The organism is Pseudomonas sp. AL03 (genome assembly GCF_029960815.1).
GTDB lineage: Bacteria > Pseudomonadota > Gammaproteobacteria > Pseudomonadales > Pseudomonadaceae > Aquipseudomonas.
The window spans coordinates 351,042-372,286 of sequence record NZ_JASBRE010000001.1 but is presented as its reverse complement, the minus strand read 5'-3'; the positions used below and the strand labels follow the sequence as shown (position 1 = coordinate 372,286).

Sequence of the window (21,245 nt, the reverse complement as noted above, 5' to 3'; positions counted from 1 at the left end):
TCTTTGGTAAGTCGATGGATACTGAGCGTCTGTCAAATGCGGAGAACACGATGCATACAGTCAAACACTCACATTGTCGCGAACACGCTGTACTGGCCAGGGCCGATCAAGCGCTGTACCCGAAGATCGCGGGCAAGAATGTGATTTCCGGATGAACAATGTCTTGCATGTCCGCGATGTACTGCCCTCGGAAGTAGAGTCCGTACGGCTTTTTCTGGGGCAGAACGGATGGGCTCACCGCACAGGTTCCGCTGAACATTTTGCCCAGTTGATCACTAACTCCCAACGCACCGCCCTTGCCGTGAAGAACTCCCGCATTGTCGGTTTTGCCCGAGGCATCACGGACGGCCTATCAAACGGTTATCTGTCGATGGTCGTCGTCTGTGGACAGTATCGACGTGAAGGTATCGGGCGTGCACTGGTTGAGCATGTCATGGCCGAGAACACCGACATTACCTGGGTTCTGCGAGCAGGCCGGGAAGGCGCTTCGGACTTCTTTTCAAGCTTGGGTTTTGAAACGTCGACCATCGCGATGGAGCGCCCACGTCGTAAATAGCATACTCACCATTCACATCCCCGCCTTCACCAACACCGGTTTCTCCTGATACCGATTCGGATACAGCTGCTTCAACTGCGCGACCTTCGGTAGATCGTTGATCACGATATAGGGATAAGTCGGATGCTCGGTCAGAAAGTCCTGATGTTCCTCCTCCGCCGGGTAGAAACCGTTGTAGGTTTCCAGCTTGGTGACAATGGGTTTGTTGAACGAATGGGCGGCGTCGAGCTGGGCAATGTAGGCCTGAGCGATACGTTGTTGTTCGCTGTTTCCCGGGAAAAGTGCCGAGCGATACTGAGTGCCGCTGTCAGGTCCCTGACGGTTGAGTTCGGTAGGGTTGTGAGCCACCGAGAAGTAGATTTGCAGCAAGGTGCCATAGCTGACCTGACGGGGGTCGAAGGTGACTTCGACGGATTCCGCATGACCCGTATCGCCCTCGCTGACCCGTTCGTACTGAGCGGTGTTGGCTGCACCGCCGGCGTAACCGGAGACAGCTTTCGTCACCCCTTTGACATGCTGGAACACGCCTTGGACACCCCAGAAGCAACCGCCGGCGAAGACTGCGGTTTCGCTGTGGGCCTGAGTGGTTCCGTCGAGGCTGGGTGGAGGAATGATGACCGCGTCTTCGGCACCGAAAGAGACCGCTGAGCCGTGGCCGATGACGCCGGCAACGGCCAGGCCCAACAGGGCACGGCGCCAGGTGAATAGGGTTTTCATGAGGCTGACTCCTGAACAAATGGAATGACGATCAACCGAACGTAAACGCGAAAAGGTGTGCCCATGGATCAAGCCGACTGCGGCTCGAACGTCATCGCCAGGCCGTTCATGCAGTAACGCAAACCGGTGGGTTTGGGCCCGTCATCAAAGACATGGCCCAAATGACCGCCACAACGCCGACAGTGGACTTCTTCGCGCAGCACCCCGAAGGAGCGGTCCTGTCGAGTGGCCACGGCCTTGTCCAGCGGTGCCCAGAAACTTGGCCAGCCGGTGCGGCTGTCGAACTTGGTCGCGGAAGAAAACAACGGCAGTTCGCAACCGGCACAGGCAAAAGTCCCTTCACGGTGCTCGTTGTTCAGCGGGCTGCTGTAGGCCCGCTCGGTGCCCTCTTCGCGCAGGATGTCGTACTGCTCGGCGCTGAGCATGGCGCGCCATTCTCTGTCGCTGTGAGTCACCTCGAACACCTCCGTCGCACTGGCGTCACTGACCAGCGCAGAACTTGCGGAAAATTTTGGCAATACACCGATGACCAGGGCTGCAGCGCCTAGCCCGCCGCCTGCTACGAGAAACTGTCGCCGTGAAAACATGGTCGTCTCCGAAAAATCCAGGTGCCTGACATGGAACACAGCCTAGGCTTGGGTTGATCGCCAAATCCTCACGAGAAGTTAAACAATTCGTGATAACTCCGGCCCCGGAAAACCCGCACAATGCGCTCATTGCGCCGAAGGATTGAGCTTGATGGAACAGACCAAACGCGTCCTCGTGGTCGAGGACGACCTGCACATCGCCGACCTGATCTGCCTGCATCTACGCGATGAGCAGTTCGAGGTGGTGCACTGCGCCGATGGCGATGAAGGCATGCGACTGCTGCAGCAAGGAAGCTGGGACGCACTGATCCTCGACCTGATGCTGCCCGGCGTCGACGGCCTGGAAATCTGCCGCCGCGCCCGCGCCATGGCCCGCTACACACCGATCATCATTACCAGTGCGCGCTCCAGCGAAGTGCATCGGATTCTCGGGCTCGAACTCGGCGCCGATGATTACCTGGCCAAGCCCTTTTCCATGCTCGAACTGGTGGCCCGGGTCAAAGCGCTGTTGCGACGGGTCGACGCCATGGCCCGCAACCTGAAAATGGACGCCGGCAGCCTGATCATGGACGGCCTCTCCATCGACCCGATCACGCGCGATGTGTCCCTTGACGGGCGCCGTCTCGACCTCACGCCACGGGAGTTCGACCTGTTGTATTTCTTCGCCCGTCAGCCCGGCAAAGTGTTCTCGCGCATGGACCTGCTCAACACGGTCTGGGGCTACCGCCATGAAGGCTACGAGCACACGGTCAACACACACATCAACCGCCTGCGGGCAAAGATTGAAGCGGATCCGGCACAACCGGTGCGCATCCTCACGGTGTGGGGACGAGGCTACAAATTCGTGGCCAAGGAGGAGCAGCCGTGAGACTGACCCTGACTCAGCGCCTGTCTCTGGTTTTCGCCGTATTGCTGCTGGTGTGCTGCGGCACGTCGGCATGGATGCAGGTGCGCGCCAACCAGATGCATGAGCTGGAAGTGGTGCAAGGGCTGTCGCGGGATCTGGCCCGACACATCGCCCATGACACCGTGCTGATGGACACAAAAGGCCTGATGCCCGACGCCGTGCGCGACCTGTTCAGCCAGCTGATGCTGGTCAACCCCAGTGTCGAGGTGTATCTGCTCGACACCGAGGGCAAGATTGTCGGCAGTGCTGCGCCCGAGGGTCGGATACGCCGGGAGCGGGTCGGCCTGGCGCCGATCCAGCGCCTGCTCAAGGGCGATGCCCTGCCGATTCTCGGCGACGATCCGCGCAGCGTCGATGGCCGCAAAGTGTTCAGCGCCGCGCCTTTACAGGTCAGCGGCAAACCGGCGGGCTATCTCTATGTGGTGCTGCTCAGCGAAGAGCACGACCGCTTCGCCGAACGCGGCGCCACCAGCGCCGCCCTGAATACCGCGCTGTTGTCCATCGGGCTGGTGGCATTGCTGTGCCTGATTGCCGGTCTCACGGCATTCGCCCTCATCACCCGCCCTTTGCGCCGTTTGACCGAAACCGTCAGCCAGTTCGACATTGATGGCGCTCCGGCAACACCGCCTACATCCGTCCCGGTGGAGAAAGCCGCCAGCCACGATGAAATTGCCATACTCGACGCGGCCTTCCGGCAGATGCAAGCGCGCCTCGGTGAGCAATGGCGTTCGTTGACCCGCCAGGATCAGGAACGCCGCGAACTGGTGGCAAACATCTCCCACGACCTGCGCACGCCTCTGGCCTCGCTGCACGGTTACCTGGAAACCTTGTCGCTCAAGGACGCCACGTTGTCCCCCACCGACCGCCGCCGTTATCTGGGCATCGCGCTCGATCAAAGCCGCAAGGTGGGTGGTCTGGCGCAATCGCTGCTGGAACTGGTGCGACTGGAACATGGCTTTGTGCAACCGGTGCTGGAGCGCTTCTCGCTGACCGATCTGGTGCAGGACATTTTCCAGAAATTCGAACTGACGGCCGAGGCGCGACAAGTCGAACTCAAGGCCACCTTCGCACCCAATGTTTCGGCCGCCTGCGCCGACCTTGGATTGATCGAGCGGGTGTTGACCAACCTGTTCGACAACGCCCTGCGTCATACCCCCCGAGGTGGAGAAATCGAGCTCAGCCTGCGCCCTCAAGGGCCTTTTATCGAAGTCACTGTCAGCGACACCGGCCCCGGCATTGCCGCCGAACTGCGCGAAGGTCTGTTCCTGCGCCCATTCAACATAGGCGGCGCACGGCGTGATGGCGGACTGGGGTTGCGGATCGTGCACCGGATCCTGCAATTACACGGCCGCGAGATCCAGCTGATTGATGTTCCCGGACGCGGCGCGACCTTCCGCTTTTCGTTGGCGGTGGATCAGCAAACGGCCGAGCAATGGGCGGTTCGGTCGATGAATCTGAATTCGATGGGGAATCCGTGACAACGCCGCCTCGGTCCAATAGATTAGACGGCCTGAAAAGGCCCTGTGCTTTCTCGCCTCAACCCAAGTTAAAAGAAGTAGTGAAATTTCAATGTCCGATTCCAATACCGCTGAATCCGTAGTCACCTTGTCGTCCAAAGCGGAATACGAAAACTCCATCAATCTTTCACAGCACGTGCCCCAGGCCAAGACCATCAGCGAGATGGTCCTGGACGCTTTCCAGTCCACCCGGGAAAGCGATCAGATCCGCGAGCTGCGCGCCGCGATTCGCCAGGCTCACGACCGCTTCGACGACGATAAAGCCTACGAATTGATGGGCGAACTCAAGCAACTCAAGGACGCTGAGACTGCCGACATTGCGGCCCTGGAAGACTTGAGCAGCAAATTCCCGATCAGCCGGATTCTCTCCAGTTTCAAGGACGATCCGGCGTTTCAGGAATTGGTCTACGGCCTCGCACTGAAGGTGCTGAACCAGACCCACCAAGCCATCAGCAACCCGACCAGTAGCAAGAGCAAGGCTGCTCGCGCCAAGAAAGATGTCGAAGTGTTCACCATCAGCAAAGATGGCATCAGCGTCACGCTACCGCTGCGCACCCCGCGCTCGCGACTGAACGTTGACCGTGAAGCGTTGGAGTTCCTGGGCTTCACCTTCGTCGGCGAAGGCGAAGAAGCGGAGTTGGAAAGCGAGACGTTCCTGGACAATGCCGGGGCCGAACAAGCGGTTAACCGCAAGAACATCATCACCGCGCTTCAGCAGCAAACCGCGTTCGATGGCTACAGCATCGCCGCGCAGTAACACACGCCATCGATGACTGAAAAGCCCCGCACTGAGATTCAGCGTGGGGCTTTCTATTACCTGCAGGTTCATCGTTAGAGCGTTGATGGCCGTATCGCCACGATCATGTCAACTTCAATGGCTGCGTCTTTCGGCAGTTGATAAACGCCGATCGTGGTTCGTGTATGTTTACCGGCATCGCCCAGTACATGACTGAAAACGTCCGACGCACCGTTGGCCACTTCGCTCAAATCGACAAAATCCGCGGTGGACTTTACGTAAACCGTGACGCGCAATAGCAACTTGATCTTGTCCAGCGAACCGATGGAATCAACAATCAATGCCAGACCGCGCAGCGCACTGATGCGGGCAGCGCTTTGTGCGTCCGCCAGCGTCAGATCCAGGCCTACCCTGCCCTGATACTGAACTTCACCATTCATCCGCGGCACGAGACCGCTGATGTAAAGTTCATCGTGATGCCGCACCAACGGCGCGTAATGCCCGCCGGCCGTATTCTCGCCGTAGATATCGTAGCCGAACTCTTTTGCCAGCGCGATGAATCGTTCATCGCAGGTCATGTGTTCAGTCATCTCTCCTCCCCGATCAAATTGGATCCGTTTTTTTGACAGATTAGCCCAAAGATCTCGACTCGGGGGCTCGCCTATGAAAATCAACTTGGATCAAATTGATGTCCCTTAGATTCGAAAACGATTGAACTGACGAGCGAACACCTGAATGCCGGTTTTTAGGTCTTGGGGGTTGGTCATTGGGCAACTCCGGTGGTTGGACGGAGGTGGGTTGTTACCTGTGGAACAGAGGTGCAAGTTTCGAACGTATCGATTGCGTACATTTTGAGAACTCCTTTTAGTAGCGATTTTGCGACCGGACTCTGGTTCAGCAGATCGTCGATCAGTTATCGGAGGCGATCAGCCACGGAGGCCTGCCTCACGGCTCCCGGCTGCCGCCGATTCGCGAACTCTCCGAGTTGATGAACGCGGGCAAATCAACGGTGGTGGATGCTCTGGACCGCTTGCGGGCCAAGGGTTTGGTGGTTTCACGCCAAGGGTCGGGGCATTACGTGCACCGTTCCAGCACCACGATCAAGACCGATGCCGGCCTGGACCTGCAACTTCAAGGCACGCTCAGCGTGGTCCGCCGCGCGGTGCTGCTGGACAATGGCGCGTTGCGCCCTGGCGCCGGTTTTCTGCCGTCCTCGTGGCTGCCGGCTGAAGAGTTGCTTAAAGCCGTGCGCGGCACGTTGCGCGCAACCTCCCTGCGCATGGGCGAATACGGCGTCGCTGGCGGTTACCTGCCGCTGCGCGAGGCGTTGCGAGTCAAGCTGTCGGCCTTGGGCATCGAAGTGCCGGTGGACAAGATCATCACCACGGCCAACACCGTGCAGGCCATCGACAGCCACTTCCTGCGCAGGCATTACTGGTCAGCGACTTCGGCCCGTTGCTTTTCCTCTTCCTGATCCCTAAGCAAGGACTTCGTGACTTGCTCGATCAGTGTTAATTCAAACACCGAGAGAAAGCCTGATTGCCGAGTAATGTTCATTTCTGGGTCGGAGTATGCAGCGATGAAAGGCTTAGAGAGCATCTGCCACCCGCGCGGTTGAGTTCACTGGCAGCTAGCCACTTGGTCGCCGATCGATGAGGAAATCCACCAAAGTCTTTACCCTTCGGATCGGCGTGCCAACGGTAGTGACCTAAGAAGCGACTAAATCTTGTGATGGATCTCCAGCATCCTGAACGTCACTTTTGCGCCCTCGGTGGGATAGCCGGTGTTGTCCTGCACATACGCACCCGCTTTGAAATACAGGGGTTTGGTCTTCCAACTCGGGTCGATGGTGGTTCTCCAGTTGTATCCTGCTGCGCTGATGCCCAGCGCACCCTTCGGGCTGAGGTGGATCTGGTAGGAAAAGTTGCTGTTGAGCGGCACACCCGTCGCAATGGTAATGACCTGGCCCTCTTCATCGTCGGGACGCATGCGCACCTTGGCGACAATGTTTCCCGTCGAAGCCGACGTTTTGTATTGGTATTCCAGCTTGACCATGGGGCTGTTGCTGTCCTTGTTGTGGATCTGGCCAATCACGATCTTGCCGGTACTGGGCACTTGATTGACGGCCAGGCTCGCCCGCAGGGTGTTATCCGCCGCTGAATACTGCCAGTTGCGCAGCCTTCCATCGCTATAGGTTTCCCGCAACTCGCTACGCGGGTAAACAGCGTTGGCCGTCCTGGAACCGGTCACGGGTGCCCAGAAGGAAAGGGTAGCGGCGTCAGAACTGAAATGCTGGTCCTTGAACCCTTGCGCCAGTCGAGGCGTTTCTATGGTGGCCGGTGGACTGCCTTCAGGGATGCTTAAATTCCAGGTGGTGAGGTCGATCATGTCTAGGATCCTATAGGCGGGAAATGTAGCGGCCACAGTTGCGCTCGAACCCGCGCTATTGAACTGTGTCAATTGGGCTTGCTGATTGGGAAATCCGTATGTCGGTAGATTGACGTCAAATGTTCGTCGATGAAGTAATTGCAGGCTTTGTGCCCGCGAGATTACCGTTAGTCGGGTATTTTTGGAGTGACGGAACTTTTGCGGGATTGCTTTTACTGATCTGGAAATCCGGATGTTGGGGAAACAACTGGACAGGTGCACGCTTGCGTCGGATGGCTGGCCACAGTTTTTCGCGCCATTACCAACAGTGGCGGGAGTGAGCAGTCTTCGAGGAAATTAATGCGTATGGAGCGAGTGACGCTTCATGCCTGAAAGGGATTTGGTTTTATCCGCGGCAACGATGGTCGCAACTACTTCGTGCACAAAAAAAGTGTCGCCGGAGGTGAGCTTGTGGATGGCCAGCAGGTAGAGTTCGACGGAATGCCTGGGCCGAAAGGCTACAAGGCGGTAAGTGTGATTCCCGGTGATTTGCCGCTCGAGCCTGACAGGCCTACAACGTTGAACGCCACTGCGGCGCCGGCAGCAGAGGCAATCAAGCTGATACCTCCAGGCGCGCTGGAGCACCTGTTAAAACTGGCCTTCAGCTGGTCGCTCACCCTGTTGAAAATTCTCGGGGTGATCATTCTGCTAAACCCTGACTGTCAATCCTCTCTTCCCCACGATCCGTGAAGAACCATAAAAAACCCCGCTCTTCTCTCGAAGGCGGGGCTTTTTTACAGCATCTGAATCTTAAGGCGCGTACGTCAGCAACAGCTCACTCGGCACTTTAAAGTCCAGCGACATCATCACGCTCAACGCGGTAATGGTGAAGATCGAGAACACGAACAGCTTGCGTGCCCAGACCGTGTCATCCACTGCCTTGTAACCGGTCCAGGCCATGTACAACCAGTACATGCCCATGGCCGCGGCGACGGCGAGGTAGCTCATGCCGGCGTAGCCGCTGAAGGTCAGCATCAAGGTCGCCACGAGGAACGCCAGGATGTAGAGCAGGATGTGCTTCTTGGCCACTTGAATGCCGCGCTTCACTGGCAACACCGGAATCGATGCGGCCCGGTAATCGTTGAAGCGGAAGATCGCGATGGCGTAGGAATGCGGCATCTGCCACAGGCTGAACATCACCAGTAACGTCAGCGCGGCCATGTCGAAGCTGTTCGTCACAGCCACGTAGCCAATCACCGGCGGCATGGCGCCCGACAGACTGCCCACCAGCGTGCCGTGAACCGACTTGCGCTTGAGGTACAGGCTGTAGAAGCCGACGTAGATGACAAAGCCGATCACCGCGAACAAAGCGGCCAACGGGTTGGCCACTTTGTACAACAGTACAACGCCGAGAACACCCAGGACGGTCGCAAAAGCCAGGGCCAGTTTCAGGGAGATCAAGCCCTGAACCAGCGCCCGGTTCTTGGTGCGTTCCATCTTCAGGTCGATGTCGCGGTCGATGCAGTTGTTGAACACGCAACCGGAAGCCACCACCAGCGACGTGCCAATCATGGCGGCCAGGAAAATGGCCAGATCGACATGCCCTTTCGAAGCCAGGAAAAATCCGCCTGCCACTGAAAGCACGTTACCGAAAATGATCCCCGGTTTGGTGATTTGGATAAAGTGCTTAAAGGACATCCGGGGTTTCCTCAGTGCGCCATCATGTTGGAGTGGATGCTGAACATGATCCACAGCGACAGGCCTACCAACAGAACGATTACCAGGGCTGCGAAGACAAACGCGATCACGTTGTTACGCTGAGCAGCCGAGCGGTCCAGGTGGAGGAAGTACACCAGGTGCACCAGCACCTGGCTCACTGCGAAGGCCAGTACGATCCACAGGGTCATGGCTTTTGGCAGCGATGGGTACATCACCAGGCCGAAAGGAATGACCGTCAGGATCACCGACAGGATGAAGCCGATGGCGTAGGACTTGACGCTGCCGTGGCCGGCGTCGTGGCCATCGTGTGAGTGAGCTGCGTTAGCCATTTACAGAGTCCCCATCAGATAAACAACGGTGAATACGCAGATCCACACTACGTCCAGGAAGTGCCAGAACAGGCTCAGGCAGCTCAGACGGGTCTTGTTGGTCGCCGTCAGGCCGTTTTTCTGCACCTGATACATCATGATCGCCATCCAGATCAGACCGCTGGTCACGTGCAGACCGTGGGTGCCGACCAGGGTGAAGAACCCGGACAGGAAGCCGCTGCGGCTAGGGCCGAAGCCTTCGGCGATCAGGACGTGGAACTCATTGATCTCCATGGCGATGAAGCCGGCGCCGAGCAGGAAGGTCATGCCCAGCCAGCCCAGTACCTGGTTCTTCTTGCCCTTGAACAACGCCAGCATGGCGAAGCCGTAGGTGATCGAACTGAACAGCAGCAGAGCGGTTTCGCCCAGTACGTATGGCAGCTCGAAGATGTCGGCGCCCGATGGGCCGCCCGCTACGTTGTTAACCAGTACCGCGTACACCGCGAAGATCGACGCAAACAAAATGCAGTCGGTCATCAGGTAGAGCCAGAAACCGAATACGGTCATCTCGCCCGAGTCGTGGTGATGGTCATCGTGCCCATGTCCATCGACATGGGTGTGTCCAGCATTGGTCACTAAGTTCGACATGGTTTAAGCCTGTTCCAACGAGGTTTCAACACGGGTGGCGGTGGCTGGTACTTTCCCGGCCGCTACCAGACGTTTGTGCTGCTCGGCTTCGATGCGCTCGATGACATCCACCGGCACCATGTAGCCCTGATCGTCACGGGCAGCATGGAGGGTGAAATACACCACGGTGCCGACCAGACCGACGATGGCCAACCACCAGATGTGCCAGATCATCGCGAAACCGAACACGGTCAGCAGAGCGCCCATGACCACACCGGTCGCGGTGTTGTTTGGCATGTGGATCGGCTCATAACGGGCCGGAGCCTGGTACGCGGTACCGTCTTCCTTGGCTTCGGTGAACGGGTCGATGACTTCGGCTTTCGGCAGCACGGCGAAGTTGTAGAACGGTGGTGGCGACGAAGTCGACCATTCCAGCGTGTGGGCATTCCACGGGTCGCCGTGTTCGCACATGTTCTCTGGCAGCTTGCGATCACGCACGCTGACATAGAGCTGGATCAGCTGGCAGGCAATACCGATGGCGATCAGTACCGCCCCGAACAACGCAACGTACAGATAAGGCACCCACTCAGGGTTGGTGGAGCTGTTCAGACGACGGGTCATGCCCATGAAGCCCAGTACATAGAGCGGCATGAAGGCGACGAAAAAGCCGGTGATCCAGAACCAGAACGCGGCCTTGCCCCAACCTTCGTGCAGCTTGAAGCCGAACGCTTTCGGGAAGTAGAAGCTGAAGCCTGCGATGTAACCGAATACCGCGCCGCCGATGATCACGTTGTGGAAGTGCGCGATCACGAACAGGCTGTTGTGCAGAACGAAGTCAGCACCCGGAATGGCCAGCAGTACGCCGGTCATGCCGCCGATGGCGAAGGTCACCATGAAGCCCAGGGTCCAGAGAACCTGGCTGGTGAAACGCAGACGCCCCTGGTAAATGGTGAACAACCAGTTGAATAGCTTCACCCCCGTCGGAATAGAAATCAGCATCGTCGCCAGACCGAAGAAGGCGTTGACGCTGGCCCCCGAACCCATGGTAAAGAAGTGGTGCAGCCAGACCATGAAGCCCAGGATCGAGATCGCGCCACTGGCGTAGATCATCGAGTGGTGGCCGAACAGTTTCTTGCCGGAGAAGGTCGAGATGACTTCGGAGAAGATCCCGAACGCCGGCAGAATCAGGATGTACACCTCGGGGTGACCCCAGGCCCAGAACAGGTTGACGTACATCATCGGATTGCCACCAAGTTCATTGGTGAAAATGTGGAAATCCATGTAACGGTCAAGCGTCAGCAAAGCCAGGGTAGCGGTCAGGATCGGGAACGAAGCGACGATCAAAACGTTGGCCCAGGTGCAGGTCCAGGTGAAGATCGGCATGTCCATCAGCTTCATGCCAGGGGTACGCATCTTCAGCACGGTGGCCAGGAAGTTGACCCCCGTCAGCGTCGTACCTAGCCCGGATAGCTGTAGCGCCCAGATGTAGTAATCCATCCCCACGCCCGGACTGTATTGCAGGCCCGACAGCGGCGGATAGGCAACCCAGCCGGTCTTGGCGAATTCGCCAACGCCCAGGGACAGGTTGATCAGCACCACGCCGGAAACCAGCAGCCAGAAACTCAGGGAGTTCAGGAACGGGTAGGCAACGTCACGCGCACCGATCTGCAACGGCACCGCAAGGTTCATCAGGCCGGTGAAGAAAGGCATCGCCATGAAGATGATCATGATCACACCGTGAGCGGTGAAGATCTGGTCATAGTGTTCAGGCGGCAGGTAGCCAGGCGAACCCTCGGTGGCCATGGCCAACTGGGTACGCATCATGATGGCGTCGGCAAAACCACGCAGCAGCATGACCATGGCCACGATGATGTACATCACGCCGATTTTCTTGTGGTCGACCGACGTCAGCCACTCGGTCCACAAATAGGTCCACTTCTTGAAATAAGTGATACCCGCGAACAGTGCCAGACCGCCGAGCGCGATCATGGCGATGGTTATCATCACGATCGGTTCGTGGAACGGGACCGCTTCCCAACTTAATTTACCAAACATCGTTTACTCCTCTGCCCCGGCGGCTGAATGCGAACTCATGTCCATCCCTTCCATATGGGCCACTTCTTTCTCTTTCTTCTCGTGGTGCATCGGCTTGCCCGGTTTCATCCCTTCGTACTTGTCGACGATGATCTGGAACAGGTTCGGCGTAACCGAGGAGTAGAGCTCGATTGGGTTGTTCTGGCTTGGCTTGGTAAGGGCTTCGTATTCAGCTTTTTCCAGCTGTTTAGGTGCCTTTTTGACTTCGCTTACCCAGGCGTCGAAATTCTCCTGAGAAGTTGAGATCGCTTTGAATTTCATGCCGGTGAAACCTGCGCCGCTGTAGTTGGCAGAGATGCCTTCCATTTCAGCGTCACGGTTGGCAATCAGGTGCAACTTGGTCTGCATGCCGGCCATCGCGTAGATCTGGCCGCCCAGGCCCGGAATGAAGAACGAGTTCATTACCGAGTCCGACGTCACCTTGAAGTTGACCGGGGTATTCGTCGGGAACACGATCTTGTTGACCGTGGCGATGCCCTGCTCCGGATAGATGAACACCCACTTCCAGTCCAGCGAGACCACTTCGATGGTGATCGGCTTGACGTCGGATTCCAGCGGCTTGTAAGGGTCCAGAGCGTGGGTCGACACGTAGGTGACGTAACCCAGAGCAATGATGATCAGCACTGGAACAGCCCACACCGCGATTTCGATCTTGGTGGAGTGCGACCACTTCGGCGTGTACACGGCGTTAGTGTTGGTCGCGCGGTATTTCCAGGCGAACAGGAAGGTCATGACGATGACCGGGACCACGACCAACAGCATCAGCAGCGTTGCGGTGATGATCAGGTTTCGCTGCTCAAGGCCAACCTGGCCCGTTGGATTGAGCAAGGTCATGTTGCAGCCTGACAGCAGCAACGTGCCAATCAGCGGCAATAAGCCTAGTAGCCTGGGGTACCTGTTTTTACTCATCTCACGACCTCTAAAGCAGCTTGCGCAATGCAGTTGGGTTTTGATCGCCAACACTTCACCCTGCCAAGGGTTGGCATTTTTCTTGGATTGAATAAGTGGCTGCCCGTCGCGCGTCAGACGCTGTTCGACAAATCCTGGGCCAGCGTTGAGTTCTTATTCGAATACGTGGTCAAAGGCCTTGTTACAGACCAATTCCATTTGGTGCGGATAATTGGAAGGCACCGACACCTGGGAGTCGCATGAAGCCCATTGGCCTCTCGACGCCCTATTCCTGCTCAGGGATGAGCAGTGCCGGGAATTCAGTGCGGGCGATTGTAGATATGTAACGTTTTATAAACCATGTCTCATCCCGAAATAATTTTTATCCATTCCAGCAACAATCAATAACGGTATTTGCAAAAGTGCGCCATGGTATCGAAATTGATTCTCAACAAAAACACCAAAATTTGTAGGTCTACCTCAGGCAGTTCAGACAGTATCGAAGGCTCTGCTTCCTTCCTCGACCCCGCCCAAGCCCCTATGTGACAAGGGCTCTGGCTATTCGCCAAGGCCTGGTAAAACTGTCTGTTGTGGATTTTTCAGGTAGAAGTCGCCCGACGCTGAAAAAGGCCAATTTTGTTGCGTGACACGCTACCAATTCGGCGGACCGAAATGCCTTGCGATACTCCTGCTGTGACAACATGTCGCACATATGTCGCACCCAGACTTGTCGCGCATCAAGGTCATTTTGCCTGAGCCCTAAAATGCAAAACGCCCCGGCCCTCTCAATGAGGACCGGAGCGTTTTTTTATGTGACGCAGCGACGCGGCGGATGGCCTCAGCGCAGCGCTTTGCGGTTACGCGAAGTGAGCAGCGGCACCAGCACCACGACCAGCACAAAGGCCAGCAGCGCCCATTGAGCGAGGGACAGACCGAGGATCGGCGGGTACGGCGTGGAGCAGAAGCCGTCGACCTGGAAGCCCAGCGGGAAGATCTTCGCCAGTGGCAGGCCGTCGACAATCGGTTGCAGCACATCGATGCCGCAGCTGACCGCCGGGTAGAACTGGGTATAGACGTGATGCCCGGCCACCCCGACGCCTGCCAGGGCGCAGATCACCACCAGGGTTTCAAATACCGTGATGCTGCGACGGGTGCGCGTGGCCGCGCCGATGAACGCGAAGAGCGCGATCAGCAGCAACGCATAACGTTGCAGGATGCACAGCGGGCACGGCGCCTCGCCCAGAACAATTTGCATGTACAGCGCGCCGCCGATCAGCGCCAGGCAGATGATGCCCAGCAACACCAGATAGCGCCGTTCACGGCCCAACCGCATTGTTTCCTCGCTCATTGCGTTTCCCTTCTGAATATCGATTGCCCCAAGTCTACACGCTGGCCCTGACCTTTGAGAGTCCGGCGCGCACAGCTGGGTAGGGGAATAGACGACGAGCCGGTTAAGAAGGGATTAACTTTGAAGCATTTTTCAATAATCGGAACCGCGCGGGGACTTTCGTGAAAAAGCCCCCGCTAGCGATTGATCAGTCGCCGTAGATATCAGACTTGAAGTACTTTTCTGAAATCTGCTGGTATTCGCCACTGGCACGAATGCCATCGATGGCAGTGTTCAGTTCGGAGACCAATTCAATGTTGCCCTTGCGCACCGCAATCCCGGCGCCCTCGCCCACGTATTTCGGATCTTTGAGCTCCGGCCCGACAAACGCATAACCTTTGCCACGGGGCAGCGTCAGGAAGTCATTCAGTGGAATGGTGTCGGCAAAAATGGCATTGAGGCGGCCGGCGGCCAGATCCATGTAAATCTCTTCGTTGTTGCCGTAACGCTTGACGTTGATACCCTTCGGTTCAAAAACCTCGGTGGCGTAACGGTCCGTGGTGGTTGCTCGCTGCACGCCGACAGTCTTGCCCTTGAGGCTCGCGTACTGGTCATCCACGACCGCGCCGTCCTTCATCACCAGACGCGATGAGGTGAAGTAGTACTTGTGGGTGAAATCTACCGACTTCTTACGGTCTTCGTTGATGGTCATGGACGACAGCGCCATGTCGATTTTCTTCACTTTAAGGGAAGGAATCAGACCGTCGAACTCACCTTCGACCCATACGCACTTGACCTTCATCTGCGCGCACAGGGCATTGCCGATGTCGTAGTCGAAACCGACAATCTCGCCTTTGTCGGTTTTGGACGCGAACGGTGGATAAGCTGCTTCGATGCCGATGCGCAGGGTTTTATCGGCGGCGAACAAGGAGCTGCACGCCAACAGGCTCAGAGCCAGACCGGTAATGAGGGGGAGTTTCTTCATGTTCGTTCTCTCGCGGGTTGTTGTTGGTTTGGCAAGACAAAAGAAAAAACTAAAAAGGGGGGAAGGCTTTTTTGTACATATAATTCCATACTGGACTTTTATGTACAGATCGTCAATCGGGGGAACTGGAGATGTGCTGGCCGGTGGTCGGGAGGAGATCGGGTGTTGCGAAGGCGTATTTGCAGGCGTCAAAAGAACTTACTGCTTCCAGCGATCCGCCGCAGCATGATCGCTGTCACGCCCTTCAACCCAACGTGCCCCATCACGGGTGTTTTCTTTTTTCCAGAACGGTGCGCGGGTTTTCAGGTAATCCATGACAAAGGCGCAGGCATCGAACGCGGCCTGGCGATGGGCGCTGGCAGCGCCGACGAAGACGATCGGTTCACCCGGTTCCAGCGCGCCGATGCGATGCAACACTTCAAGTTTGAGCAGTGGCCAGCGCTGCTCAGCCTCTGCGGCGATCTTGCCGAGGGCCTTTTCGGTCACGCCCGGGTAGTGCTCCAGGAACATCCCGGCGACGTCGAGCCCGTCATTGAAGTCGCGAACATAGCCGACAAAACTCACCACCGCACCGACGCCGACATTGGCGGCGTGCATGGCGTTGACTTCAGCACCCGGATCGAACGCCGTGGACTGCACGCGAATCGCCATGGTTCAGCCTCCGGTCACGGTCGGAAAAAATGCCACTTCATCGCCATCGCCCACCGGCTCATCGAGCTGGCACAAGTCTTCGTTGCGGGCACACATCAGGTTCTGCTCGCTCAGCACCTCGGCACCGTCACGCTGGGCCAGCAGTGCACGCACATCGTCGACCGTGGCGAAATCACCTTCAACCTTGACCGAGTCCACGCCGAGTGCTTCACGGTAACGGGCAAAAAACTTCACGGTGACGTTCATGGCTGATCCGCCTGGTAATGGCCGCTCTTGCCACCGAGTTTCTCCAGCAACCGCACGCTTTCGATGGTCATGCCGCGATCCACGGCCTTGCACATGTCATAGATAGTCAGCGCCGCGACGCTGGCGGCGGTCAGGGCTTCCATCTCTACGCCGGTCTGCCCGGACAACTTGCAGCGCGCGACGATGCGCACGGTGTCGTCGCCTTCGGCACTGAGCTCGACCTTGACGCCGGTGAGCAGCAGCGGATGGCACAGAGGGATCAGATCGCTGGTTTTCTTCGCCGCCTGAATACCGGCGATACGCGCCACGGCGAACACATCACCCTTGGGGTGACCGCCGCTGACGATCATCTGCAGGGTTTCGGGCAGCATGCGCACCAGCGCTTGGGCCGTCGCTTCACGGAACGTTACGGCTTTTTCAGTGACGTCGACCATATTGGCGCGACCTTGGGAATCGAGATGAGTCAGCACAGGGATACTCCTGATCAGGAGCCCCGATTGTAAACCTGTGGGTCAAATTTCGGCCATAAAAAAACCGGGCGGCCTGCGCAGGCCGCCCGGCTCTGTTGAGGAAGTTACAAATGCGTTTCGGCGTATTCGGCCAGTATCGAACGTGGCACCCCTTGCAGGGTGATGTGCACCCCGTTGGGGAAATCCTTGAAGCGCTCTGTCAGGTACGTCAGCCCGGAGCTGGTCGCGGACAGGTAAGGCGTGTCGATCTGTGCCAGGTTGCCCAGACACACCACTTTGGAGCCGGCACCAGCACGGGTGATGATGGTTTTCGTCTGGTGCGGCGTGAGCTTCTGGCATTCGTCGATCGGGATTCTTCTCCTCTTCTTGGCCAATATTTTTCTGGTATTGGTTGAACTCCCAACGAGGCCATTACGTAACTAAATGCTACCAATTAAGACCTTCTCAGAATACATCGGAGCAAGTGCGGTTGAAGTGTATATCCGCAATAAGCTGATTACCTTAAAAAAATTGCTTTAAGTAGGAGTTTGGCGTAGGACGTTTAAACCCACCAAACACGAACCCTCCTACAAGTCGCGTTATTGACTACCAATTACAAGGCGAATAGCTTCGCAAATGAAGTCAAATGACTTCAACCCAAAAAAACTAAGAGGTTCTTATTATGCGCAAAGCAAATCTGCAAACTCGACTAACTGCTCTTTCCAACAACGCTTACAACATTCTAATTACGCCTGCGAAACTGAAATCAAAACTGGTCAATTAATTTCGGCCAATGCCGAGGGAGCCACCACACTCTCTCGGCACAACTTTCGCGGAGAATGTGAAGATTCCACCCTGCACAAATGATACCGGTGTCGGTATCGGGGCGTCTGCCATTGCGCAAAATTTATTAACTGGCAAATCCAAACTTGAATGGTCCGTTTATTCAGGACAACCTTTTATTTTCAATCACGCAAAGAAATTCTTATTTTCGTCAAGTCCATTGGTACTTGAACGCGTGTGCAAAGCGCTTCTTGCCGGAGAGATTATTTGTTGGGTTCAGGGAAATTGCGAAATAGGACCTAGGGCCCTGGGTAATAGATCAATAATAGCGGCACCATTTTCTGTGAACACCACTGAAAAACTAAACTCCATAAAAAAAAGAGAGCACTATCGTCCAGTAGCTCCTATCTGCATAGAGGAGGATGCTAAGCTTTACTTTGAGAACTGTACTCAAAGTAAATTCATGCTGTCGTTTTATCATGTAATTGACAAACGACTCAAAGCAATTACTCACATTGATGGAACAGCAAGAGTTCAAACCATCAGCCGTCAAGACAACATTAAAATGTATGAGCTATTGTTGGAATTCAAAAAGCAGGCAGGGGTCAGCGTTCTTTGTAACACCTCATTAAACTTTAAAGGAAAAGGATTTATAAACACACTTTCAGATCTTGAGTTATTTTGCTCAACCAATAATATATCCACATTTGTTGTAGATAACGTAATGTATAACACCAAGGGGATAGAACAGTGAGTTTCCCCCAGGTAAACGGGTACGGCTATTTATGTGGAGTACGATTTAGTAGCTCTGTAACACTTTGGGTAGACTTCATTTTAATTTTTACTGTACTTACATTTGCATATGACGCTTCGCCACAAACTTTGGGATATGCAGCGGCACTGTATGGATTACCAACACTTTTCTTGGGACCATTAATCGGTGCTTTAGCAGACCACAGTAGCCCAGTAAAATTTTTATTAATAAGCTTCACCTTTAGATTTATCATTGCCTGCCTTTTATTTGGAGCGAACTCTGAATCTATTTTCTTAACATTAGTCTGCCTTAAGGGAATGTCGAACCTTGGCTCTGGTGCGGCAGAAATAATCTTGACGAGAAAACTGCTTACAAATAAAGATCTGGTCAGTAATATTTCACTGTTCACGGTAATGGATCAATTTATTAAGGTCTGTTCACCTTTAATAGCGGGTGTTATTGCAAGCATGTCAGACAAGGCTTACGGCTTTTTTATTTCTGCACTTTTTTCACTGCTAGGGATATTTTGTGTGATTTTGCTTTCCATGAGTAACCGGCAGAAGAAGATACACGAACCTGAGAAACGATCCTTTGGGAGTTTAAAAGCCCTGCAAGTATTATTAAGCACCGGCCCATCCACACAACTATTTTTTATCTGTGCTTTGATCCAAACTGCCGTACTGGGATGCTATGATTCGCTACTCAGTCTACATATAAAAAACATAGGGCTCGATGCATACGCATTTGGAGTCATCGTTAGCTCTACCGCATTAGGTGGAATCATTGCGGGTCTGAGTTTCAAATTAGTTTACCCCCAAAGAATCTTCTTCTGCTCGACGCTCTCCCTATTTGCATTCGGTATAATGGTAGCGACGGCAGGGTTATTAACTGAACCAGGTAATCTGGCAACACTAGCAATACTCATACTACTGTTTTCCATTGCAGGTTACGCATATGGTCTGACATCTTTAGGGTTTGGCGTAACCCTTCAGAAATACTGTCCTTTATCTAGTTTAGGAACAGTATCAGCAACCACCCGTAGTTTAATGTTGATATTTATGATTAGCGGGCCAATTTTTGGAGCATGGCTATCAACATTCGTTTCAATCGGAGGCGTACTTGTTGTCTCTGGGGCTAGCGCAGTATTTTTTGGTGCGCTATTACACATAAAGTACCGCGATATTTTTTCTTCAGAGTCAATTCGCATCTCCAACGAATAGAATAGCACCCGAAATAACTCGCTCTAAATCCTACTGCCTTGGCCAAGGAAATATGGAGATGTGTAAATTTCATCTCAGAAAAGATAGACAAGGAATGCTTGAAGGACGTTAGGCGCACAATCAAGTTTAATACTAGATAAATGCGGTAGATAAAAACCGGGCGGCTTTTAGGCCGCCCGGTTTTTTGGTGAAGGTTACAAATGCGTTTCGGCGTATTCGGCCAGTATCGAACGTGGCACCCCTTGCAGGGTGATGTGCACCCCGTTGGGGAAATCCTTGAAGCGCTCTGTCAGGTACGTCAGCCCGGAGCTGGTCGCGGACAGGTAAGGCGTGTCGATCTGTGCCAGGTTGCCCAGGCACACCACTTTGGAACCGGCGCCAGCACGGGTGATGATGGTTTTCATCTGGTGTGGCGTGAGGTTCTGGCATTCATCGATCAGGATCAGGCTCTGCTGGAAGCTGCGGCCTCGAATGTAGTTGAGGGATTTGAACTGCAACGGCACTTTGCTGAGGATGTAATCGACGCTGCCATGGGTGTTTTCGTCATCCATGTGCAAGGCTTCGAGGTTGTCGGTGATGGCGCCCAGCCAAGGCTCCATTTTTTCCGCTTCGGTCCCGGGCAGGAAGCCGATCTCCTGGTCCAGGCCCTGCACGCTACGCGTCGCGATGATGCGCCGGTAGCGTTTGCTGACCATGGTCTGCTCGATCGCCGCCGCCAATGCGAGGATGGTTTTACCCGAACCGGCCGCACCGGTCAGATTGACCAGGTGAATATCCGGATCAAGCAAGGCGTACAGCGCCAGGCTCTGATAAATGTCACGCGGTTTCAGGCCCCAGGCTTCCTGGTGCAACAGGGGTTCCTGATGCAGGTCGAGAATCAGCAATTTGTCGCTCTGGATTTCCTTGATCCAGCCGACAAATCCCTGTTCATCGATGATGAACTCGTTGATGTGCACCGCCGGCAGGTTGTCGATCAGCTGCACCTGGTGCCAGGTGCGACCGTGATCCTGGCGGGTTTCGACATTCCTCACGCGATCCCAGAAGGAGCCGGTCATGTTGTGATAACCGTTGGGCAGCAATGACACGTCGTCGACCAGTTGGTCGGTGCTGTAGTCCTCGGCCGCGATCCCGCAAGCCCGGGCCTTGAGGCGCATGTTGATGTCTTTGGTGACCAGCACCACGGGCAGATTGGGTTCGCGCGCGTGCAAGTCGATCAACTGGTTGATGATGATGTTGTCGTTCAGGTGCTCGGGCAGAATGATGTTCGGTTCGGCACGCTTGCTCATCAGAATTGACAGCAAGCCCTTGGGTCCACTTTTGCCACGCTGGATCGGAACCCCGAGCTCGACATCTTGAGGGCTGGCGTCGCCCAGGGTCTTGTCGATCAGGCGTATGGCCTGACGGCATTCTGCAGCCACGCTGTGATGCCCGCTCTTGAGCTTGTCGAGCTCTTCAAGCACGGTCATCGGGATGGCGACGTGGTGTTCTTCGAAGTTAAGCAGGGCGTTTGGATCGTGAATCAATACGTTGGTATCGAGTACATAAAGGATTGGCTGGTTGGAGGAAGAACTACGTCCGTGATCATCCATACTCGGTCACCTTTGTGGGAGCCAGTCGACGCAATACCGTGACAGTGCTGCGCCTCGAAGTGGCCACCGAATTCACCCCGCACGACCTACAAAAAGCGAAATGCAAGTGAACTGCACACATGGGGTCTTGGAAGACGCCACCTGTCTGCAGGTTTCGGCGGTCTGTCTTCGTAATACTCCAAAACCTGTGACAGAAAAAAGTACTTTGACGTTTTTTC

Annotated in this window: 21 protein-coding genes and 3 pseudogenes; 8 read left to right on the top strand and 16 right to left on the bottom strand. The window is 55.4% G+C overall.

Going from position 1 to position 21,245, the window contains the following annotated elements; all coding sequences use genetic code 11:
- Nucleotides 1–151 precede the first annotated feature (151 nt).
- Nucleotides 152–556 (top strand): GNAT family N-acetyltransferase, encoded by a 405-nt coding sequence (locus QK293_RS01665; RefSeq protein ID WP_282375237.1) that lies wholly within the window; start codon nt 152–154, stop codon nt 554–556.
- 12 nt (nt 557–568) lie between these two features.
- Here QK293_RS01665 and msrA read toward each other — a convergent pair whose 3' ends face one another.
- Both msrA and msrB read right to left on the bottom strand, forming a co-directional pair.
- A complete protein-coding gene (gene msrA, locus QK293_RS01660; protein WP_282375236.1) occupies nt 569–1,273 on the bottom strand; it encodes a peptide-methionine (S)-S-oxide reductase MsrA in 705 nt (234 codons plus the stop codon).
- A 68-nt stretch (nt 1,274–1,341) separates the two neighbouring features.
- A complete protein-coding gene (gene msrB, locus QK293_RS01655; RefSeq protein ID WP_282375235.1) occupies nt 1,342–1,860 on the bottom strand; it encodes a peptide-methionine (R)-S-oxide reductase MsrB in 519 nt (172 codons plus the stop codon).
- A gap of 151 nt (nt 1,861–2,011) precedes the next feature.
- Between msrB and QK293_RS01650 the strand changes: the two genes are divergently transcribed.
- The 3 genes from QK293_RS01650 (at nt 2,012) to QK293_RS01640 (ending at nt 5,041) form a co-directional block, all read left to right on the top strand.
- Nucleotides 2,012–2,728 carry a response regulator transcription factor gene (locus tag QK293_RS01650; protein WP_282375234.1) on the top strand — a complete coding sequence of 239 codons (717 nt, stop codon included), beginning with the start codon at nt 2,012–2,014 and terminating at the stop codon, nt 2,726–2,728.
- The gene (locus QK293_RS01645; RefSeq protein WP_282375233.1) at nt 2,725–4,245 is read left to right on the top strand and encodes a HAMP domain-containing sensor histidine kinase; all 1,521 of its coding nucleotides are present in this window, start codon (nt 2,725–2,727) and stop codon (nt 4,243–4,245) included. The genes QK293_RS01650 and QK293_RS01645 overlap by 4 nt, the downstream gene beginning before the upstream one ends.
- Before the next feature lie 91 nt (nt 4,246–4,336).
- Nucleotides 4,337–5,041 carry a hypothetical protein gene (locus QK293_RS01640; RefSeq protein WP_282375232.1) on the top strand — a complete coding sequence of 235 codons (705 nt, stop codon included), beginning with the start codon at nt 4,337–4,339 and terminating at the stop codon, nt 5,039–5,041.
- 74 nt (nt 5,042–5,115) lie between these two features.
- On the opposite strand, the gene QK293_RS01635 is transcribed toward QK293_RS01640, so the two are convergent.
- A complete protein-coding gene (locus QK293_RS01635; protein WP_282375231.1) occupies nt 5,116–5,610 on the bottom strand; it encodes a RidA family protein in 495 nt (164 codons plus the stop codon).
- 299 nt (nt 5,611–5,909) lie between these two features.
- Between QK293_RS01635 and QK293_RS01630 the strand changes: the two are divergent.
- A pseudogene (locus QK293_RS01630) lies at nt 5,910–6,431 on the top strand (GntR family transcriptional regulator); the annotation flags it as partial.
- A gap of 308 nt (nt 6,432–6,739) precedes the next feature.
- Here the strand turns inward: QK293_RS01630 and QK293_RS01625 are convergent.
- The gene (locus QK293_RS01625; RefSeq protein ID WP_282375230.1) at nt 6,740–7,408 is read right to left on the bottom strand and encodes a polysaccharide lyase family 7 protein; all 669 of its coding nucleotides are present in this window, start codon (nt 7,406–7,408) and stop codon (nt 6,740–6,742) included.
- Between the two features lie 384 nt (nt 7,409–7,792).
- Between QK293_RS01625 and QK293_RS01620 the strand changes: the two are divergent.
- Nucleotides 7,793–8,137: pseudogene (locus QK293_RS01620) on the top strand (hypothetical protein); the annotation flags it as partial.
- A gap of 60 nt (nt 8,138–8,197) precedes the next feature.
- Here the strand turns inward: QK293_RS01620 and cyoE are convergent.
- The 11 genes and pseudogenes from cyoE to QK293_RS01565 all read right to left on the bottom strand — a co-directional run.
- The gene (gene cyoE / locus QK293_RS01615) at nt 8,198–9,085 is read right to left on the bottom strand and encodes a heme o synthase (RefSeq protein ID WP_282375229.1); all 888 of its coding nucleotides are present in this window, start codon (nt 9,083–9,085) and stop codon (nt 8,198–8,200) included.
- An 11-nt stretch (nt 9,086–9,096) separates the two neighbouring features.
- Entirely contained in the window at nt 9,097–9,435 is a 339-nt protein-coding gene (gene cyoD / locus QK293_RS01610) for a cytochrome o ubiquinol oxidase subunit IV (RefSeq protein WP_282375228.1), read from the bottom strand.
- Entirely contained in the window at nt 9,436–10,062 is a 627-nt protein-coding gene (locus QK293_RS01605; protein ID WP_282375227.1) for a cytochrome o ubiquinol oxidase subunit III, read from the bottom strand.
- A 3-nt stretch (nt 10,063–10,065) separates the two neighbouring features.
- Complete coding sequence (gene cyoB / locus QK293_RS01600) at nt 10,066–12,096, bottom strand: cytochrome o ubiquinol oxidase subunit I (protein ID WP_282375226.1); 2,031 nt, start codon at nt 12,094–12,096, stop codon at nt 10,066–10,068.
- A gap of 3 nt (nt 12,097–12,099) precedes the next feature.
- Entirely contained in the window at nt 12,100–13,044 is a 945-nt protein-coding gene (cyoA, locus tag QK293_RS01595) for a ubiquinol oxidase subunit II (protein ID WP_282375225.1), read from the bottom strand.
- Between the two features lie 817 nt (nt 13,045–13,861).
- A complete protein-coding gene (locus QK293_RS01590) occupies nt 13,862–14,371 on the bottom strand; it encodes a disulfide bond formation protein B (protein ID WP_282375223.1) in 510 nt (169 codons plus the stop codon).
- Between the two features lie 187 nt (nt 14,372–14,558).
- The gene (locus QK293_RS01585) at nt 14,559–15,335 is read right to left on the bottom strand and encodes an ABC transporter substrate-binding protein (RefSeq protein ID WP_282375222.1); all 777 of its coding nucleotides are present in this window, start codon (nt 15,333–15,335) and stop codon (nt 14,559–14,561) included.
- 198 nt (nt 15,336–15,533) lie between these two features.
- Complete coding sequence (moaE, locus tag QK293_RS01580; RefSeq protein ID WP_282375221.1) at nt 15,534–15,986, bottom strand: molybdopterin synthase catalytic subunit MoaE; 453 nt, start codon at nt 15,984–15,986, stop codon at nt 15,534–15,536.
- A gap of 3 nt (nt 15,987–15,989) precedes the next feature.
- A complete protein-coding gene (gene moaD, locus QK293_RS01575) occupies nt 15,990–16,232 on the bottom strand; it encodes a molybdopterin converting factor subunit 1 (RefSeq protein ID WP_282375220.1) in 243 nt (80 codons plus the stop codon).
- Entirely contained in the window at nt 16,229–16,702 is a 474-nt protein-coding gene (moaC, locus tag QK293_RS01570; RefSeq protein ID WP_282375219.1) for a cyclic pyranopterin monophosphate synthase MoaC, read from the bottom strand. The genes moaD and moaC overlap by 4 nt, the downstream gene beginning before the upstream one ends.
- A 104-nt stretch (nt 16,703–16,806) precedes the next feature.
- Nucleotides 16,807–17,049: pseudogene (locus tag QK293_RS01565) on the bottom strand (PhoH family protein); the annotation flags it as partial.
- Nucleotides 17,050–17,522: 473 nt separating this feature from the next.
- Between QK293_RS01565 and QK293_RS01560 the strand changes: the two are divergent.
- Nucleotides 17,523–18,218, top strand: coding sequence for a carbamoyltransferase C-terminal domain-containing protein (locus QK293_RS01560; protein ID WP_282375218.1), 696 nt, complete (start codon nt 17,523–17,525; stop codon nt 18,216–18,218).
- Nucleotides 18,215–19,438 carry an MFS transporter gene (locus tag QK293_RS01555; RefSeq protein WP_282375217.1) on the top strand — a complete coding sequence of 408 codons (1,224 nt, stop codon included), beginning with the start codon at nt 18,215–18,217 and terminating at the stop codon, nt 19,436–19,438. Before QK293_RS01560 ends, QK293_RS01555 begins: the two co-directional genes overlap by 4 nt.
- A gap of 194 nt (nt 19,439–19,632) precedes the next feature.
- On the opposite strand, the gene QK293_RS01550 is transcribed toward QK293_RS01555, so the two are convergent.
- A complete protein-coding gene (locus QK293_RS01550; RefSeq protein WP_282375216.1) occupies nt 19,633–21,027 on the bottom strand; it encodes a PhoH family protein in 1,395 nt (464 codons plus the stop codon).
- Nucleotides 21,028–21,245: the final 218 nt, after the last annotated feature.

Bases quoted from the DNA above. Each gene is read 5' to 3' on its own strand.
- QK293_RS01665 (WP_282375237.1), top strand. From the start codon at position 152: ATGAACAATGTCTTGCATGTCCGCGATGTACTGCCCTCGGAAGTAGAG.
- msrA (WP_282375236.1), bottom strand. From the start codon at position 1,273: ATGAAAACCCTATTCACCTGGCGCCGTGCCCTGTTGGGCCTGGCCGTT.
- msrB (WP_282375235.1), bottom strand. From the start codon at position 1,860: ATGTTTTCACGGCGACAGTTTCTCGTAGCAGGCGGCGGGCTAGGCGCT.
- QK293_RS01650 (WP_282375234.1), top strand. From the start codon at position 2,012: ATGGAACAGACCAAACGCGTCCTCGTGGTCGAGGACGACCTGCACATC.
- QK293_RS01640 (WP_282375232.1), top strand. From the start codon at position 4,337: ATGTCCGATTCCAATACCGCTGAATCCGTAGTCACCTTGTCGTCCAAA.
- QK293_RS01635 (WP_282375231.1), bottom strand. From the start codon at position 5,610: ATGACTGAACACATGACCTGCGATGAACGATTCATCGCGCTGGCAAAA.
- QK293_RS01625 (WP_282375230.1), bottom strand. From the start codon at position 7,408: ATGATCGACCTCACCACCTGGAATTTAAGCATCCCTGAAGGCAGTCCA.
- cyoE (WP_282375229.1), bottom strand. From the start codon at position 9,085: ATGTCCTTTAAGCACTTTATCCAAATCACCAAACCGGGGATCATTTTC.
- cyoD (WP_282375228.1), bottom strand. From the start codon at position 9,435: ATGGCTAACGCAGCTCACTCACACGATGGCCACGACGCCGGCCACGGC.
- QK293_RS01605 (WP_282375227.1), bottom strand. From the start codon at position 10,062: ATGTCGAACTTAGTGACCAATGCTGGACACACCCATGTCGATGGACAT.
- cyoB (WP_282375226.1), bottom strand. From the start codon at position 12,096: ATGTTTGGTAAATTAAGTTGGGAAGCGGTCCCGTTCCACGAACCGATC.
- cyoA (WP_282375225.1), bottom strand. From the start codon at position 13,044: ATGAGTAAAAACAGGTACCCCAGGCTACTAGGCTTATTGCCGCTGATT.
- QK293_RS01590 (WP_282375223.1), bottom strand. From the start codon at position 14,371: ATGAGCGAGGAAACAATGCGGTTGGGCCGTGAACGGCGCTATCTGGTG.
- QK293_RS01585 (WP_282375222.1), bottom strand. From the start codon at position 15,335: ATGAAGAAACTCCCCCTCATTACCGGTCTGGCTCTGAGCCTGTTGGCG.
- moaE (WP_282375221.1), bottom strand. From the start codon at position 15,986: ATGGCGATTCGCGTGCAGTCCACGGCGTTCGATCCGGGTGCTGAAGTC.
- moaD (WP_282375220.1), bottom strand. From the start codon at position 16,232: ATGAACGTCACCGTGAAGTTTTTTGCCCGTTACCGTGAAGCACTCGGC.
- QK293_RS01550 (WP_282375216.1), bottom strand. From the start codon at position 21,027: ATGGATGATCACGGACGTAGTTCTTCCTCCAACCAGCCAATCCTTTAT.